The 15,906-nt window shown below is 65.7% G+C and carries 16 protein-coding genes; 6 read left to right on the top strand and 10 right to left on the bottom strand.

Going from position 1 to position 15,906, the window contains the following annotated elements; all coding sequences use genetic code 11:
* Positions 1-84: 84 nt before the first annotated feature.
* The 6 genes from gatB to rpsU all read right to left on the bottom strand — a co-directional run bounded on the left by gatB (position 85) and on the right by rpsU (position 5,022).
* On the bottom strand, positions 85-1,581 hold the full coding sequence (gatB, locus tag L284_RS38520; protein WP_021234716.1) for an Asp-tRNA(Asn)/Glu-tRNA(Gln) amidotransferase subunit GatB: 1,497 nt from the start codon (positions 1,579-1,581) through the stop codon (positions 85-87).
* A 1-nt stretch (position 1,582) separates the two neighbouring features.
* Positions 1,583-3,070 (bottom strand): Asp-tRNA(Asn)/Glu-tRNA(Gln) amidotransferase subunit GatA, encoded by a 1,488-nt coding sequence (gene gatA / locus L284_RS38515; protein ID WP_021234715.1) that lies wholly within the window; start codon positions 3,068-3,070, stop codon positions 1,583-1,585.
* Entirely contained in the window at positions 3,070-3,372 is a 303-nt protein-coding gene (gatC, locus tag L284_RS38510; protein WP_021234714.1) for an Asp-tRNA(Asn)/Glu-tRNA(Gln) amidotransferase subunit GatC, read from the bottom strand. The genes gatA and gatC overlap by 1 nt, the downstream gene beginning before the upstream one ends.
* A gap of 125 nt (positions 3,373-3,497) precedes the next feature.
* Complete coding sequence (locus L284_RS38505) at positions 3,498-3,998, bottom strand: FKBP-type peptidyl-prolyl cis-trans isomerase (protein WP_021234713.1); 501 nt, start codon at positions 3,996-3,998, stop codon at positions 3,498-3,500.
* Between the two features lie 14 nt (positions 3,999-4,012).
* Positions 4,013-4,561 carry an FKBP-type peptidyl-prolyl cis-trans isomerase gene (locus L284_RS38500; protein ID WP_021234712.1) on the bottom strand — a complete coding sequence of 183 codons (549 nt, stop codon included), beginning with the start codon at positions 4,559-4,561 and terminating at the stop codon, positions 4,013-4,015.
* Between the two features lie 254 nt (positions 4,562-4,815).
* A complete protein-coding gene (rpsU, locus tag L284_RS38495) occupies positions 4,816-5,022 on the bottom strand; it encodes a 30S ribosomal protein S21 (RefSeq protein ID WP_021234711.1) in 207 nt (68 codons plus the stop codon).
* 612 nt (positions 5,023-5,634) lie between these two features.
* On the opposite strand from rpsU, the gene crcB reads away from it, so the two are divergent.
* Genes crcB through L284_RS38470 form a run of 5 tightly spaced genes read left to right on the top strand, consistent with a single transcriptional unit; the run spans position 5,635 to position 8,861 of the window.
* Complete coding sequence (gene crcB / locus L284_RS38490; RefSeq protein WP_021234709.1) at positions 5,635-6,045, top strand: fluoride efflux transporter CrcB; 411 nt, start codon at positions 5,635-5,637, stop codon at positions 6,043-6,045.
* A complete protein-coding gene (locus L284_RS38485) occupies positions 6,042-7,304 on the top strand; it encodes an RluA family pseudouridine synthase (RefSeq protein WP_021234708.1) in 1,263 nt (420 codons plus the stop codon). Before crcB ends, L284_RS38485 begins: the two co-directional genes overlap by 4 nt.
* On the top strand, positions 7,301-7,951 hold the full coding sequence (locus tag L284_RS38480) for an HAD-IA family hydrolase (protein ID WP_021234707.1): 651 nt from the start codon (positions 7,301-7,303) through the stop codon (positions 7,949-7,951). The genes L284_RS38485 and L284_RS38480 overlap by 4 nt, the downstream gene beginning before the upstream one ends.
* Positions 7,948-8,169 (top strand): hypothetical protein, encoded by a 222-nt coding sequence (locus L284_RS38475; protein WP_021234706.1) that lies wholly within the window; start codon positions 7,948-7,950, stop codon positions 8,167-8,169. Before L284_RS38480 ends, L284_RS38475 begins: the two co-directional genes overlap by 4 nt.
* A complete protein-coding gene (locus L284_RS38470) occupies positions 8,166-8,861 on the top strand; it encodes an ATP12 family chaperone protein (RefSeq protein ID WP_031342531.1) in 696 nt (231 codons plus the stop codon). The genes L284_RS38475 and L284_RS38470 overlap by 4 nt, the downstream gene beginning before the upstream one ends.
* Before the next feature lie 227 nt (positions 8,862-9,088).
* Here L284_RS38470 and L284_RS38465 read toward each other — a convergent pair whose 3' ends face one another.
* From L284_RS38465 to L284_RS38450, 4 genes are read right to left on the bottom strand one after another with little or no spacing between them, the layout of a single operon-like run.
* Positions 9,089-9,727, bottom strand: coding sequence for an ABC-type transport auxiliary lipoprotein family protein (locus tag L284_RS38465; RefSeq protein ID WP_021234704.1), 639 nt, complete (start codon positions 9,725-9,727; stop codon positions 9,089-9,091).
* An 11-nt stretch (positions 9,728-9,738) separates the two neighbouring features.
* Positions 9,739-10,677, bottom strand: coding sequence for an MlaD family protein (locus tag L284_RS38460; protein WP_021234703.1), 939 nt, complete (start codon positions 10,675-10,677; stop codon positions 9,739-9,741).
* 10 nt (positions 10,678-10,687) lie between these two features.
* Positions 10,688-11,608, bottom strand: a complete 921-nt coding sequence (locus L284_RS38455) for an ABC transporter ATP-binding protein (protein ID WP_021234702.1) — start codon at positions 11,606-11,608, stop codon at positions 10,688-10,690.
* Positions 11,605-12,720: an ABC transporter permease gene (locus L284_RS38450; protein WP_021234701.1), complete on the bottom strand. Its 1,116-nt coding sequence runs from the start codon at positions 12,718-12,720 to the stop codon at positions 11,605-11,607. The genes L284_RS38455 and L284_RS38450 overlap by 4 nt, the downstream gene beginning before the upstream one ends.
* A 214-nt stretch (positions 12,721-12,934) precedes the next feature.
* Here L284_RS38450 and L284_RS38445 point away from each other — a divergent pair, with 214 nt between their 5' ends.
* Complete coding sequence (locus L284_RS38445) at positions 12,935-15,607, top strand: valine--tRNA ligase (protein WP_031342528.1); 2,673 nt, start codon at positions 12,935-12,937, stop codon at positions 15,605-15,607.
* The last annotated feature ends 299 nt before the right edge of the window (positions 15,608-15,906 follow it).

Below are 15,906 nucleotides of genomic sequence, written 5' to 3'. Positions count from 1 at the left end.
CTGAGGACGCCAAGGAAAACGAAAGCCCCGAAAAAGCGCGATGCTTTTCCGGGGCTTTTTCTATTCCGTCACCTGGCGGCGAGATCAGCCCAGCTTGGCCTTCAGGATCTCGTTCACGACCTGCGGGTTGCCCTTGCCGGCCATCGCCTTCATCGTCTGGCCAACGAAGAAGCCGAACAGCGCAACCTTGCCTTCGCGGTACTGGGCGACCTTGTCGGCATTGGCGGCGAGGATTTCGTCCACCTTGGCCTCGATGGCGCCGGTGTCCGATTCCTGCTTAAGACCCTCGCGCTCGACGATGACCCCGGCATTGTCGCCGGTCTCGAACATCGTTTCCAGCACCTGCTTGGCGATCGAGCCCGAGATCGTGCCTTTGCCAACCAGCGCCAGCAGTTCCGCGGCCTGCTCATGGCTGACCGGGGAATCCTCAAGGCTCTTGCCCTGCTTGTTGAGCGCGCCGAAGAATTCCGAAATCAGCCAGTTGGCCGCCTGCTTGGCCACTTCCGCCGGCTGCTTGCCCTGGGCCGAAGCGGTTTCGGCGAGCAGCGCCTCGAACCAGGCGAAGGTATCGACATCGGCGGTCAGCACGGCGGCGTTGTAGGCCGACAGACCCAGCTCCCCTACGTAGCGGGCGCGCTTGGCGTCCGGCAGTTCGGGCAGGCTGGCGCGGCATTCCTCAAGGAAGGCGTCGTCGAGTTCGAGCGGCAGCAGGTCCGGATCGGGGAAGTAGCGATAGTCGTGCGCGTCTTCCTTCGAGCGCATCGAACGCGTCGAGCCGGTGGTGGGATCGAACAGGCGGGTTTCCTGCACGATCTTGCCGCCCGCTTCCAGCACGTCGACCTGACGGCTCGCCTCGTGCTCGATCGCCTGCATGACGAAGCGCACGGAGTTGACGTTCTTGGTCTCGGTACGGGTGCCGAGTTCCTCGCCGGGGCGGCGCACCGAGACGTTGACGTCGGCGCGCATCGAGCCCTGGTCCATGTTGCCGTCGCAAGACCCCACATAGCGCAGGATCGTCCGCAGCTTCGACAGGTAAGCCCCTGCTTCTGCGGGAGAAGCCATGTCCGGACGGCTGACGATTTCCATCAGCGCCACGCCGGAACGGTTCAGATCGACATAGGACATGGTCGGATGCTGGTCGTGCATCAGCTTGCCCGCGTCCTGCTCGACGTGGATGCGCTCGATGCCGATCACCTTGTCGGCCGGGATGCCCGCCTTCTCGTCCGCATCGATGGTCAGCGAGCCCTCACCCACGATCGGGTGATAGAGCTGGCTGATCTGGTAGCCCTGCGGAAGATCGGCGTAGAAGTAGTTCTTGCGGTCGAAACGCGACCACTTGTTGATCTGCGCCTCGATCGCCATGCCGGTACGCACGGCCTGGCGGATGCATTCGCGGTTCGGCACCGGCAGCATGCCCGGCATCGCCGCGTCGATCAGCGAGACCTGGCTGTTCGGCTCCGCGCCGAATGCCGTCGCCGAGCCGGAGAACAGCTTGGAGTTCGAGGTGACCTGCGCGTGGACTTCGAGGCCGATCACGACCTCCCAGTCACCGGTAGCGCCCTGGATGCGATACGTGCTCATATTACCACCACTTTTCCGGCTTGGCCGAGAACTGCGCGCGCTGTTCAAGCGCGAGACCGGCGTTCAGCACGCCCTGTTCGTCGAAAGCCTTGCCGATGACCTGAAGACCCAGCGGCAGACCTTCGCGGTTGAGGCCGGCCGGGACCGACATCGCCGGAAGACCCGCGAGCGAGGCGGGCACCGCGAAGACGTCGTTGAGATACATCTTCAGCGGGTCGTCGACGTTCTCGCCAAGGCCGAAGGCGGCCGAGGGCGCGGTCGGGGCAAGGATCACGTCGCACTGCTCGAAAGCCTTGGCGAAGTCCTGCGCGATCAGCGCGCGGACCTTCTGGGCCTGCGTGTAGTAGGCGTCGTAGAAACCGGCCGAGAGCACGTAAGTGCCGATCAGGATGCGGCGCTTCACTTCGGGGCCGAAACCGGCGGCGCGGGTCGCGGCGTACATGTCCTGAAGGTTGGCACCGTCCGGCAGATCGCGCAGGCCGTAGCGCACGCCGTCGTAGCGGGCGAGGTTCGACGAGGCTTCGGCAGGCGCGATGATGTAGTAGGTCGGCAGCGCGTACTTGGTGTGCGGCAGCGAGATCTCGACGATCTCCGCGCCCGCATCCTTCAGCCAGGCGATGCCGTCGTCCCACGACTTCGACACGTCTTCGTCCAGGCCATCGACGCGGTATTCCTTGGGAATGCCGACCTTCTTGCCCTTCATGTCGCCGGAAAGCGCGGCTTCCCAGTTCGGCACCGGCAGGTCCAGACTGGTCGAATCCTTGGCATCGAAACCGGCCATGGCTTCGAGCATGATCGCGCAGTCCTGCACAGAGCGGGCCATCGGCCCAGCCTGGTCGAGCGAGCTGGCGAAGGCCACGACGCCCCAGCGCGAGCAGCGGCCGTAGGTCGGCTTGATGCCGGTGGTGCCGGTGAAAGCGGCAGGCTGGCGGATCGAACCGCCGGTGTCGGTGCCGGTGGCCGCCGGGCAGAGACGCGCAGCGAGAGCGGATGAAGAACCGCCCGAGGAACCGCCGGGCGCGAGCGCGGCGTTGCCACCATCATTGCGCTTCCACGGCGAGATCACGTTGCCGAAATAGCTGGTCTCGTTCGACGAGCCCATGGCGAACTGGTCAAGGTTCAGCTTGCCCAGCATGCCCGCGCCGGCATCCCACAGCTTCTGCGAGACGGTCGATTCGTACTGCGGCTTGAAGCCTTCCAGCATGTGGCTGGCGGCCGTGGTCTGCACGTCGAAGGTTGCGAACAGGTCCTTCATGCCGATCGGCACGCCGCCCATCTTGCCCAGCGCTTCGCCACGCGCGCGCTTGGCATCGGTGGCCTGCGCGGCTTCGATGGCCTTTTCGGGCGTGGCGATGATGAAGGCGTTCAGCGCTTCCTGCGCGGCGGCAACGTTCGCGTTGAACGCCTGCGCCACTTCGACGGCGGTGAAATCGCCACCCGCAACGCCGTCGCGGATCTGCGCGACGCCAAGTTCAGTCAGTTCGGTCATTATTCGATCACCTTGGGCACGCCGAAGAAGCCGTGTTCGGCGGCGGGAGCATTGGCCAGGACGGCATCGCGCTTGTCGCCGCCGGTCAGCGGATCGGCGTCGATAACGTCGTCGCGCAGGCGCAGCGTGTTGGGAATGACGGCGGTCATCGGCTCCACTTGCGAGGTATCGACCTCGCCGAGCTGCTCGACCCAGGCGAGAATGCCGTTGAGTTCGGGGACCATCGCCTCGATTTCAGCCTCGCTCACCTTGATGCGGGCAAGGCTGGCGATCTTCGCAACGGTTGCGGTATCGACCGACATGGCTTTCCTTCAGATTTGACCGGCGGGCTGCGCGCCGCGCCGGAATGTCAGGATCGGGCAGCTAGCACCCGTCCGAATTCGCTTCAAGCAGGCACGCCTCCGCGAGGGAGCGTCCGCCAGGCGCATTACTGGTCGGTTTGCGCCGGTTGCGCCTGTTCAGAGCCCTGTTGCGCCCCTTGCTGCTGGGCGATCATCGCGTCCAGTTCGGCCTGGGTCTTGAAGTCCAGCAGAGTCACTTCGAAGACGAGATCCGAATTGGGCGGGATCGGTCCGCCGCCCTCGGCGCCATAGGCCAGTTCCGAGGGGATCTCGAGGCGATAGGAACCGCCGCGCTGCATCTGGACAAGGCCATCCGCAAAGCCGGGAACCACGCTGCCGACCGCCATCGGCATCTGCTCGTTCTGGTCGAACACGGTGCCGTCCTTGAGCATGCCCTTGTAGTTCACCAGCACGTAGTCTTCGCGGGTGGGCTTGGCGCCCTGCCCCGCGGTCAGCGTGGTGACGGCAACCTTGCGGGCCGGCGCTGGAGCGATACCGGCAGCCGCGTTGTCCTGAGCCGCAACCGAAGCGGCGGCAGGCAGCACCAGGGCCAGCGTCAGAAGCGAAGCACCGAATTTGCGGATCATGCGCTCGCCGCCGATCAGCGCGCCGGAGCTTCGGCACCCGGAACGGCACCGCCCGGAACCGCACCCGGCGCACCCGGCGCACCGCCCTGCATCTGCTGAAGCTGCTGCATCAGGCGCTGCTGCTGTTCGATCTCGGCCCGGCTCTTGAAGTCGAGCAGTTCGATCTGGAAGTTCAGGTCGGTGTTGGCCGGGATCTGGCCCACGGCCTTGTCGCCGTAAGCGAGCTTGGCGGGGATCTCGACATCGTACTTGCCGCCGCGCTGCATCTTGACCAGCGCCTTGGAGAACCCGGGGATGACTTCGTTGAGGGCCATAGGCACCTGCTGCGCCTGGTCGAACACCTTACCGTCAGGCAGGGTGCCCTTGTAGTTGATGAGCACCACGTCGGCTGCAGTTGGCGATTCGCCGGTGCCGGCGGTCAGAGTCCTGACGTGAACCTGGGGCGGGAGAGCAGCATAGGCCACGCCGCCGGCGGCCAGCACGACTGCGGCGACGCCCAGCCAGATCTTGCCCAGCGAGCCCTTGGCAATCGGCTGCAGCGGAACGCGCGTGATCTCAGTCATAGTCTAGGGCCTCGTTCGGATTCGCCCAGCGTCGGCAACTGCAGGGCAGATGCACAGAGGGCGCGGATGGAATTTCCGCGCCCTCATGGCTCAAGCCGGAGCGGCATTCAAGCCGCAAGCCGAGCAATTTAAGATGTGCCAATCACAATCGCATCAGGAACACGACCGGATTGATTGCGACGTGACTTCGCCTCCCGAAAGAAGCAGCCCTGCCGCAACCCCGCGCTTCAAGAAGCACGGGGCCGACCCCAAGCTTACTTGGAGCCGTCACGCTCCATGCGCTTGCGCTCCAGCTTGCGGGCACGACGCACGGCAGCGGCCTTTTCGCGGGCGCGCTTTTCCGAGGGCTTCTCAAAGTGACGACGCAGCTTCATTTCGCGGTACACGCCTTCACGCTGCAGCTTCTTCTTGAGAGCCCGAAGAGCCTGATCGACGTTGTTGTCGCGAACGAGAATCTGCATAAACCGACACACCTCACAAATCGAAGGCACGAATTCCGCATTCCGACGCGGAAGGCACCTTGAAAGAAAAACGTAATGACACCGAGTCCCTTGCCGGGATCGGCTCGAAGTTGGGCGCCGCTAGCACTGCCAGCGCCGGAAGGCAAGCAATCTTGGACGTCGATTGGCCGAAAAGCGCCATCGACCGGGGTAGGGAAAGCCCGGCGGAGAACCCTTATACACCGTTCCGGCGCGTCAGGCCAGTTGATCGGCGATCGGACGCCCCGTCGAAACGCTGGTCGCCGCCTGCCTTGCAAGGGTCTGGGCAGGCGTGCCGTTCTTTACCGCGCGTAGATCGGCGAATCGATCCGGTGCTTTAGAGGCACACAACTGATCCGAATGCCCGGGAGGTCCAACTTGAGCGCTTCGCCGGTCGAATCGAGACGCCGCAAGTCATCCATGTCCCGACGCGGCTTGACGGGCGCGCTAAGCGCAAGCCTCCGACGTCATATCCGCATTAATATGTCTTGCACGAAGCAGGGGCTGCGGATCAAACCCTCCGTACGGGTGCTCATGACGATCCGCCCCGATGGAACGATTGGAAATCCGCGCGTTCGCGGGTAAGGCGGCGCCATGTCCCAACCTTCCTTTCTAGCTGCCTCGCTCTTCGTGGCGTTCGGCGGCGGCCTCGGCTCCTGGCTGCGGTATCTTACCGGAGCGGCCTGGATGGCCGCGATCGGCCCGACCCGTGCCGGCGCCTTTCCCTACGGCACGCTGACCGTGAACGTCGTCGGCAGCCTGCTCATGGGCCTGCTTGCCGGCTGGCTGCTGCGCCAGGGCGCGGCGGGCGAGAGTCCGCGCCTGCTTCTCGGCGTCGGCGTGCTGGGGGGCTACACGACCTTTTCCTCGTTCAGTCTCGATACCATTGCCCTCGCCATGCGCGGGCAGGTCGGTCTTGCGGCTTTCTATGTCGCGATCTCGTTGATCGCGGGCTTCGCCGCGCTGTTCGCCGGCTTTTCCATCACGAAGGGAGTCGCCGCATGAGCCGCGACAATTCAGATTCCGTCCGCCAGTTCACCGTCGGCCGCGACGATGACGACATCCGCCTCGATCGCTGGTTCAAGCGCCACCTGCCCGACGTCGGCTTCGCGATGGTCTCGCGCTGGGCGCGTACCGGCCAGATTCGCGTCGACGGCAAGCGCGCCGATGTCGACACCCGGCTTGCGGCGGGGCAGGTCCTGCGCGTGCCGCCGGGCGGCGAAGCCAAGCCCGGCCTCGGCGGTTCGCGCCCGCGCCGGGAACTGACCGAAGCCGAGATCGAACTCGCCGATTCGATGGTCCTGACGCAGGACCGGTCCGCGATCGTGCTCAACAAGCCTCCCGGGCTCGCCACCCAGGGCGGCTCGGGCATGAAGGAGCACGTCGACGGCCTGCTCGACGCCTATGCCGAAAAGGGACCGCGCCCGCGCCTCGTCCACCGGCTCGACAAGGACACTTCCGGCGTCCTGCTGATCGCCCGCACGCCCGGCAGCGCGGCGTTCTTCTCCAAGCGCTTTTCCGGTCGTACCGCCAAGAAGATCTACTGGGCGCTGGTCGTCGGCGTGCCGAGCATCAACGACGGCATGATCGAACTGCCGCTCGCCAAGCAGCCGGGCACCGGCGGCGAGAAGATGCACGTCGACGAGGAAGGCGGCCAGTCGGCCCGCACCCGTTACCGCGTGCTCGACCGCGCCGGCAACCGCGCCGCCTGGGTCGAACTTCACCCGCTGACCGGCCGCACCCACCAGCTGCGCGTCCACATGGCGGCGATCGGCCATCCGATCGTCGGTGACGGCAAGTACGGCGGCCAGGAAGCCTTCCTGTCGGGCACGATCAGCCGCAAGATGCACCTTCACGCCCGCCGCCTGATCATCGAGCACCCGGACGGCACCCCGCTTGACGTGACCGCCCCCTTGCCCGAACACTTCGCCAATTCGCTGGCCTCGCTCGGCTTCGACGAAGCGGACGGCGCCGAACTCCCGGAATCGGCACCCGAGTTCACCAAGGACGACGAGAAGCGCGCCGCCAAGGCCCACGCCAAGCAGTACCGCAAGGAACGCCGCGGCGAACGCCGCTCGCGCCGCGACGGTGCCTCCGAGCGTCCCGGTTCGCGCGGGAAGCCTTCGGGGAAGAGCTTCGGCAGCAAGGCCGGGCCCGGCGCCAAATCCGCTCGCCCCGGAGCGCAGCGCAAGCCCGGTGGCTCACGGCCCCCTTCAGGCCGCCCTGCGGGTGGCCGACCCTCGGGCCCGCGAGGCAAGCGGTGAAACTCGCCGTTTTCGATTGCGACGGCACTCTGGTCGACGGCCAGGCGCCGATCTGCGAGGCGATGGAAGCCAGCTTTGCGGCTTTCGGCCTGGTCGCGCCGTCGCGCGGGTTGATCCGGCGCGCCGTCGGGCTCTCGCTGCCCCAGGCGATCCGCCAGCTGCTGCCCGAGAGCGACGAGGCCCAGCAGGGCGCCATGGCAGAAGCCTACAAGGTCGCGTTTCGCCACGCCCGCGAGGAAGGCCGCGTCTCGCAGCCGCTGTTCCCCGGCATCGAGGATTGCCTGCGCACGCTTCATGCCGGCGGCTGGACGCTGGGCGTCGCCACCGGCATGTCCGATCGCGGCCTCACCTACTGCCTCGAGGCGAACGGCATCTCGGACCTCTTCGTCACGCTCCAGACCGCCGATCGCCATCCCTCCAAGCCGCATCCGGCCATGCTGGAAGAAGCGCTGATCGAGGCCGGCGCCATGCCCGAGCAGGCCGTCATGATCGGCGACACCGCCTATGACATGAAGATGGCCAAGGCCGCCGGAACCCGCGCCGTCGGCGTCGACTGGGGCTATCACCACCCACGCGAACTGATCGAAGCCGGCGCGGAAAAGGTGGCGGAGGCTCCGAACGAACTCATGGAGTACCTGCTGACGTGAGCGAACAGGAATATGCCCGAGACCCGGCAAAGGCGCGCTTCGCCATCATCCAGCTCGTGCGCATCTTCGGAGTCGCCTGCGTGATCGCGGGCATGGCGATCGGCGCCCGCAAGATCGATCTGCCGCTCTGGCTGGGCTACCTGCTGATCATCAACGGCCTGGTCGACGTCTTCGTGGTGCCCAAGGTCCTCGCCCGCAAGTGGCGGAGCCCGAGATGAAGCGCTTCTACAAGGAAGCCGCTGTCGCCGAGACCGAAGGCGGCTGGCGGGTGCTGCTGGATGGCCGACCGATCAAGACCGCCGGCGGCCGCCCGCAAGTCGTTCCGACCCCCGCACTGGCCGAAGCTCTGGCGGCGGAATGGGCGGCCCAGGGCGAGTTGATCGACGCCCAGACCTTCCATTTGCGCGATCTAGCCGATTTCGCGATCGATGCCGTGGCGGCGGACCGCGTCCAGACCATCCGCGACGTCATGCCTTACGGGGATACGGATACGCTCTGCTACCGCGCCGATCCCGAGGATGCCCTCTACCAGCGCCAGATCGCGGTGTGGGAGCCGCTCTTGACCGAAGCCGAAGCGCGCTACGACGTACACTTCGCGCGGATTTCCGGAATCCTGCACAAGCCGCAGCCGCCCGAGACGATGGCCCGGCTGGAAGCGGCCCTCTCTGCCGAGAACGACTTTGCGCTGGCCGCGCTCAAGATGCTCTCCAGCCTCGCGGCCTCGCTCACGATCGCCATGGCTGCGATCCGGCCGGGTGCCGATGCGGAAGCGCTTTGGAATGCAGCCAATCTCGAAGAAGACTGGCAGGTCGAACTCTGGGGCGAGGACTGGGAAGCCGCCGAACGCAGGGCCGCCCGGTTCGAGGGGTTCAAGCTGGCGATCAGGCTGGCGGAACTTTCAAGGGCTTGAAGTAGAGAAGGGCAACGCAGGGGCCATCGCCCCTGCACCCCGCTATCGCCCCTGCACCCCGCTACTGACGGCATCGCGCGCTACCGAGCCGCTGGCGCGCCCCTTGCTTCGAAAAACATATCGGCTGCGCCCCGAGGAGCGCACGGCGTACAGGGAGCGCACAAGGTGGACATTCCGAGAGTCTGGGGATCATCCCCCAGGACTTCTCTTCTCCCTGCTCAAGCCGGTTAAGCCCCGCCCTGAACCCAGGTTGCAACCTGATGCGCGACATCGTTGGCCGCCTTGTTGAGCGCCGGCGCGACCGCCGCGGCTTCGGCCTTCACGCCCGGCACCACCGCTTCGAACCGCCGTGTGACCAGCGGACCGCCGCGCTCGGTGCGAATGGCATCGAACCGCACGACGACCGAGGAACTGGGCACATCGTAGCCCATCTGGAGCAGTCTCCCGCCGATCAGGGTCTTGCCGGTAACTTCGAAGTCGCCGCCCTCCACCACGAGCTTGCCGGTCTGCGCCCGCAGGGTTTCGGCCAGCAGCGAGCGGAACTGGCGGCTCGGCTTTTCAATCCACCAGCCGTCCTTGAGGTAGGAGATGGTGGCGCCGTCGACGCGGACGGGCACGCGCAGCACGTCCAGGCTGCGGTCGGCTTCAGGATCGAGCACGACGATCGCGTCCGAGATCTGCCCGGTCGCCTGCGAGCCGGCCGGCGCCGTCTGGTCCGGCGTCAGGCGCAGAAGCAGGTCCGGCGTCTTCGGTGCCAGGCTGATGCAGCCGGAGAGCGCAAGGGCTGCCGCGACCGAAAGCGCGCCGCCGAGGATCTGGGTCTTGTGCCGGAGCTTCATCGCGGTTCCCATCTTGTCTTTCGTCATGGCCGGCCCGTTCACGGCTTGTAGGTGGGCAGCTTCTGCCCCTTGATCAGCGCGCCGGCGCCCTGTTCCTCGATCTTCTCGGTCACGCTGCGCAGAGCCTTGCTGGTGGCGCGAAGGTCGCGGATCGCGGCTTCGGCGGCCGGCAGCGTCTGCTCCGACACCTGGTCGAACGCGGGTTGAGCGCGCTGCAGGGTCTGGTCGAGCGTCTCCATCGACTTCTGCGCGGCCCCCAGCGTCTGCCGCAATTGCGCGGCCAGCGAGTTGCCCTGCTCGCCCAGCAGGTTGTCGGCCTTTCCGGCCACCCCTTCGAAGGCCACCAGGGTGCGGGTCGCCTGGTTCAGCGTGCCTTGCAGCTCGGCCAGGGTCTGCTTCATCTGCGGCGTCGCCGCGGAAAGATCCTTGGTCATCTTGTCGGTGTTCTTGAGGATACCGGTTATCGACCGGCGATTCTCTTCGGACATCAGAAGGTTCAGGTTCTCGGTCAGCGTGGCCAGCCGTTCCAGCAGCAGCGGGGCGTTGGAGAGGATCTCACCCAGGCCGCCGCGCTTGGTCGGGATCACCGGAACGCCTTCCGGGCCAGGCTCGGTGAGGAGCGGGGCATCCTTCACCGCACCTTCCAGCTGGATATCGGCGACGCCGGTGAAGCTGCCCTGGATCGTGGCGGTGGTGCCGACGGTCACGGGGACCTTCTTGTCCACCTTCACGCGCACGCGGATGAAGCTGGGATCCTGCGGCCAGAGTTCGATCTCCTTGATCTGCCCCACCGGCACGCCGTTGTAATCGACGCCGGACCCCTTCGCCAGGCCGTCGACCGACTGCTTGAAGAAGATGTCGTATTCGTTGCGCGCGGTGTCGTTGATCCGCGCGATCCAGATGATGAACGCAGCGAGCGTCGCCAGCAGCACCAGCGTGACGGCTCCGACCCATACGTGATTGGCCCGTGTTTCCATGCTGTGTGCCCTATGCCCCGCTACCATTGGTGTTCTTGAGGACGGGCTCCTCGGGTGCGGAGCCGCCCTGCGTCACCGGCGCCCGATCCTTCGGAGCCCCGTCCTTCATCGAAATGTCGTCTTTCGCGCAGAGCGCGGCACGGCCGCGCGGGCCGTTGAAATATTCCTGGATCCAGGGATGATCGAGCGCCAGCAGCTCCGGAATCGTGCCCACGGCGATCACCTGCTTGTCGGCCAATACCGCCACGCGGTCGCAGATGGCGTGGAGCGTGTCGAGATCGTGGGTGATCAGGAACACCGTGAGCCCCAGGCTGTCGGCCAGTTCGCGCGTCAGCCGGTCGAACGCCGCCGCGCCGATCGGGTCGAGCCCGGCAGTCGGCTCGTCTAGGAACAGCAGTTCCGGGTCGAGCGCCAGCGCCCGTGCCAGTCCTGCGCGCTTCCTCATGCCGCCGGAAAGCTCGTTCGGGTACTTGTAGGCGGCTTCCTCGGCCAGCCCGGTCAGGCGCACCTTGAAGCGGGCGATCTCGCTGCGCAAGGTGTCATCGATCTCGGGATAGAACTGCCTGAGCGGCACTTCCACGTTCTCGCCCACTGTCAGGGTGGAGAACAGCGCGCCGCCCTGAAACAGTACGCCCCAGCGCGAGCGCAGGTCCCTGCCCTCGTCGTCGGTGGAGGCGTCCATGTGGTGGCCGAGCACGGTGATCTCACCGGCCTCCGGCTGCTGGAGACCGATGATCGAGCGCATCAGCACCGACTTGCCGGTGCCCGAGCCGCCGACCACGCCCAGGATCTCGCCCTTGCGGACTTTCAGCGAAAGATCCTCGTGGATCACATGATCGCCGAAGGCATTGCGCAGGCCTTCCACCACGATCGGGAACGCGTCCGACGATCGCGCGGTCCGTTCGGCTTCAAGAGTGTCGACGTCGCTCATTGCCAGCCGATCTTGGTGAAGAAGATCGCGAAGAAGGCGTCGAGCACGATCACGGTGAAGATCGCGGTGACCACGGCCTGGGTGGTGCGGGCGCCCACTTCCTCGGCGTTGGAGGTCACCTGCATGCCCTGATAGCATCCCGCCAGCGCCACGATCAGCGCGAAGACCGGGGCTTTCAGCAGACCTACCCAGACGTCGGTGATCGGCACCACTTCCTGGGTGCGCTGGAGGAAGGTCCAGAACGGAATGTCGAGCGCGAAGTTGGCGATAAAAGCGCCGCCGATGATCGCCAGGACCGTGGAATAGAAGCCCAGCAACGGCATCATGAGCATCGCCGCCAGCACGCGCGGCACCACCAGCGCCTGCATCGGCGAGACGCCGATGGTGCGCATGGCATCGACTTCCTCGGTCAGCTTCATCGTACCGATCTGCGCCGCGAAGGCCGAGCCGGAGCGGCCCGCGACCATGATCGCGGTCATCAGAATGCCAAGTTCGCGCATGGCCAGGCGGCCGGTGAGGTTGATCGTGTAGATCTCCGCACCGAACTGCGCGAGCTGTACCGCGCCCTGCTGGGCGATGACGATTCCGATGAGGAAGCTCATCAGCCCGATGATCCACAGCGAGTTGATGCCCACATGCTGCATGTGATGCACCAGCGCGGTTCCGCGCAGGCGCGAGGGATGGCGCAGCGCCGAACCGAGAGCGGCGATCAGTTCGCCCAGAAAGCCCACCGACCGGACGAGGCCGTGGCCCCAGGCGACCACCAGATCGCCAAGTTCGCCCACCGTCCGGGTCAGCAGCGGCGTTTCCGGCTCGATGTCCACCGGTTCCTCGGGAACCTGGCCGATGGCGGCAAAAAGACGCTCGGCCTGCTCGCTCTGCCCGACCACTTCCAGATTGTGCTCGCTGGCGTAGCGGCAGACCAGCCAGGCCCCGGTCGTGTCGATATCGGTGACGCCGGACATGTCGATGCGGGCGAACGGGCCATGCAAGGCGGCGAGTTTCACGTCCAGATTGCCCAGGGAATGCACGCGCAAGGGCCCCTTGAGCGCCACGGTCTGGACACCGTTCTGGTCGTTTTCCGACAGAGTGAATTCAGCCCATTCCCGCATGTGCGCTCGTATTGGGGGAAAATGCCTGCACCGGCAAGGGGTTCCCCGCCTGCGACAGATTGTTGATTTCGCAAGGGTGGTTTGTCAGGTGCAGCTTCGACATCCGTCGAAGGTTTGCGGCACCGGTCGGATGCCGGTTTTGCCCGACCGTAAGGCCAGCTCGAAACGCACGCGTACTTGCGCGCGGGTGCCTCTGCTGGCAAAGCGCCGCGCCATGACCGACACTCCAGCAGCCGGGCCAGCAGCCGCCCTCGACAAGACTTTCGACCCCGCCCAGATCGAGGCGAAGTGGTACCAGCACTGGGAAGGCGAAGGCCTGTTCCGCCCCGAGCGTCCGGACGCGCAGCCGTTCACCATCGTGAACCCGCCGCCGAACGTCACCGGCTCGCTCCACATCGGCCACGCTCTGGACAACACGCTTCAGGATATCGTGATCCGTCACGAGCGCCTGAAGGGCAAGGACGCGCTATGGGTGGTCGGCACCGACCATGCGGGCATCGCCACGCAAATGGTGGTCGAGCGCCAGATGGAAGCCAAGCAGGACAAGCGCGCCAACTATACGCGCGAAGCCTTCATCGAGAAGGTCTGGGAATGGAAGGCCGAATCCGGCGGCACCATCACCGGCCAGCTGCGCCGCCTGGGCTGCTCGATGGACTGGAGTCGCGAGCAGTTCACGATGGACCCGCACTTCACCAAGGCCGTGGTCAAGGTCTTCGTGGACCTGCACAAGCAGGGCCTGATCTATCGCGACAAGCGCCTGGTGAACTGGGATCCCAAGTTCCGCACCGCCATTTCCGACCTCGAGGTCGAAACGCGCGAGACCAACGGCCACTTCTGGCATATCAAGTATCCGCTGTCGGACGGTTCGGGCCACATCCACGTCGCCACCACCCGTCCCGAGACGATGCTCGCCGACATGGCCGTGGCGGTGAACCCGGAGGACGAGCGCTACAAGGAACTGCTGGCGCGCGGCGCCACCGTCACCCTGCCGCTCACCGGCCGCGAGATTCCCATCGTCGCGGACGAGCACGCCGACCCGGAGCTGGGTTCGGGCGCGGTGAAGATCACCCCGGGTCATGACTTCAACGACTTCGAGGTCGGCAAGCGCGCGGGCTTCAAGGCCGGCGACATGCTCAACATGCTCGATGCCGATGCGCACGTCTGCCAGACGCAGGACGGCCTCGTGCCTTCGCAGTTCATCGGCATGGACCGGTTCGAGGCGCGCAAGGCGATCGTCGAATGGCTTGAAAACGACGGGTTGCTCGAAAAGGTCGAGGACCGCGTGATCCAGACTCCCTACGGCGACCGCAGCGGCGTCGTCATCGAACCCTGGCTGACCGACCAGTGGTACGTCGATGCGCAGACCCTTGCCGGCCCGCCGATGGAAGCCGTCCGCTCGGGCGCGATCGAGATCGTCCCGAAGAGCTGGGAAAAGACCTTCTTCAACTGGATGGAGAACATCCAGCCCTGGTGCGTCTCGCGCCAGCTCTGGTGGGGCCACCGCATTCCGGCTTGGTTCAGCGAGGACGGCGAGATTTTCGTCGCCGAAACCGAGGAAGAGGCGCAGGCACAGGCCGGCAACAAGAAGCTGACCCGCGACGAGGACGTCCTCGACACCTGGTTCTCCTCCGCGCTCTGGCCTTTCGCCACGCTCGGCTGGCCCGCCAATGAAGCTGATGGCTCAGACGCACCGCTGCTGAAGAAGCACTATCCGAACGACCTGCTCGTTTCCGGCTTCGACATCCTGTTTTTCTGGGATGCGCGCATGGCGATGCAGGGCATCCACTTCATGAAGGAAGTGCCGTGGAAGCGGCTCTACCTGCATGGCCTCGTCCGCGCTGCGGACGGCCAGAAGATGTCGAAATCCAAGGGCAACGTGGTCGATCCGCTGGGCCTGATCGACAAGTACGGCGCCGACGCACTGCGCTTCTTCATGGCCGCCATGGAGAGCCAGGGTCGCGACGTGAAGATGGATGAGAAGCGCGTCGAAGGGTACCGCAACTTCGCCACGAAGCTTTGGAACGCCGCGCGCTTCTGCCAGTCCAACGGCATCGTTGCCAGCACCTCCGTCGCCGCCCCCAAGGCGACGACGGCCGTCAACAGGTGGATCATCGGCGAAGTCGTCGAGACCGTGGCCCTGCTCGACAAGGCCATGGCCGATCTGCGCTTCGACGCTGCCGCCAATGCGATCTACCACTTCGTCTGGAACCAGTTCTGCGACTGGTACATCGAACTGATCAAGGGCAGCTTCGACGACGAGACCAAGGCCGTCGCCGGCTGGGTGCTCGACCAGATCCTCGTCATGCTCCACCCTTTCATGCCCTTCGTCACCGAAGAGCTGTGGAGCAAGATGGGCACGCGCGAGAACGACCTGATCGTCGCCGCATGGCCTGCGCCTGACGCTGCAGTGGACGCCGAGGCCAAGGCCGAAGTGGAATGGCTGATCGCGCTGATCGGCAACCTGCGCGGCGCCAAGTCCGAACTCGGCATCGCGCCGGGTGCGCGGCTCACCGCCTATGTCGCCGATCCCTCGGACGCGACCCGCGCCGTGATCGGCCGCAACTCCGCCGCGATCGACCGTCTGGCGCGTCTCGATGCGATCCACTTCGAGGCCGCGCCTGCCGGTGCCGCCATGCAGGTGGGCGCGGGCGATGCGACTTTGGCGATTCCGCTGGAAGGCGTGATCGACATTGCCGCCGAGAAAGCCCGTCTGGAGAAGGCCATGGCCGCTTCGGTCAAGGAGCGGGACTCGCTCGACAAGCGCCTGGGCAACCCGGCCTTCGTCGAGAAAGCCAAGCCCGAGGCCATCGAAAAGGCGCGTGCGGATCATGCGCATCACTCGGCCGAGGCTGAGCGTCTGGCTGCGGCGCTGGCGCGGTTGGGATAGGAAAAGGGAGGAAGCAGGGGGTCATCACCCCCTGCCCCCCCAATACTGGCGAGGTCGCGCGCGCAGCCGCGTTTGGCGCTCCCTGCCGCCGCAGGCTATATGTCTCCCGGCTCGCAAGGGGCGCAGAACGGCTAGGCAAGGCAGAACCTCGACATTCCGAGGGCCTGGGGATCATCCCCCAGGACTTCTCTCTTTTTCGTTTTCCTACACAACGCGCATCTGACACTTTCGCGCCTGTGATCGCTTGCTTCTCCCGCACGACAATGGCCGAGGACGGCACCTTTCGACACGAGGTGACT

This window comes from Novosphingobium lindaniclasticum LE124 (genome assembly GCF_000445125.1).
GTDB classification, from domain to species: domain Bacteria; phylum Pseudomonadota; class Alphaproteobacteria; order Sphingomonadales; family Sphingomonadaceae; genus Novosphingobium; species Novosphingobium lindaniclasticum.
This window is presented reverse-complemented; position numbering and strand designations above follow the sequence as displayed.

Coding starts and splice junctions, on each gene's coding strand:
- L284_RS38450 (WP_021234701.1), bottom strand. CDS start 12,720: ATGCGGGAATGGGCTGAATTCACTCTGTCGGAAAACGACCAGAACGGT.
- crcB (WP_021234709.1), top strand. CDS start 5,635: ATGTCCCAACCTTCCTTTCTAGCTGCCTCGCTCTTCGTGGCGTTCGGC.
- gatC (WP_021234714.1), bottom strand. CDS start 3,372: ATGTCGGTCGATACCGCAACCGTTGCGAAGATCGCCAGCCTTGCCCGC.
- L284_RS38470 (WP_031342531.1), top strand. CDS start 8,166: ATGAAGCGCTTCTACAAGGAAGCCGCTGTCGCCGAGACCGAAGGCGGC.
- L284_RS38445 (WP_031342528.1), top strand. CDS start 12,935: ATGACCGACACTCCAGCAGCCGGGCCAGCAGCCGCCCTCGACAAGACT.
- L284_RS38505 (WP_021234713.1), bottom strand. CDS start 3,998: ATGATCCGCAAATTCGGTGCTTCGCTTCTGACGCTGGCCCTGGTGCTG.
- L284_RS38460 (WP_021234703.1), bottom strand. CDS start 10,677: ATGGAAACACGGGCCAATCACGTATGGGTCGGAGCCGTCACGCTGGTG.
- rpsU (WP_021234711.1), bottom strand. CDS start 5,022: ATGCAGATTCTCGTTCGCGACAACAACGTCGATCAGGCTCTTCGGGCT.
- gatB (WP_021234716.1), bottom strand. CDS start 1,581: ATGAGCACGTATCGCATCCAGGGCGCTACCGGTGACTGGGAGGTCGTG.
- gatA (WP_021234715.1), bottom strand. CDS start 3,070: ATGACCGAACTGACTGAACTTGGCGTCGCGCAGATCCGCGACGGCGTT.
- L284_RS38485 (WP_021234708.1), top strand. CDS start 6,042: ATGAGCCGCGACAATTCAGATTCCGTCCGCCAGTTCACCGTCGGCCGC.
- L284_RS38455 (WP_021234702.1), bottom strand. CDS start 11,608: ATGAGCGACGTCGACACTCTTGAAGCCGAACGGACCGCGCGATCGTCG.
- L284_RS38465 (WP_021234704.1), bottom strand. CDS start 9,727: ATGACGAAAGACAAGATGGGAACCGCGATGAAGCTCCGGCACAAGACC.
- L284_RS38500 (WP_021234712.1), bottom strand. CDS start 4,561: ATGACTGAGATCACGCGCGTTCCGCTGCAGCCGATTGCCAAGGGCTCG.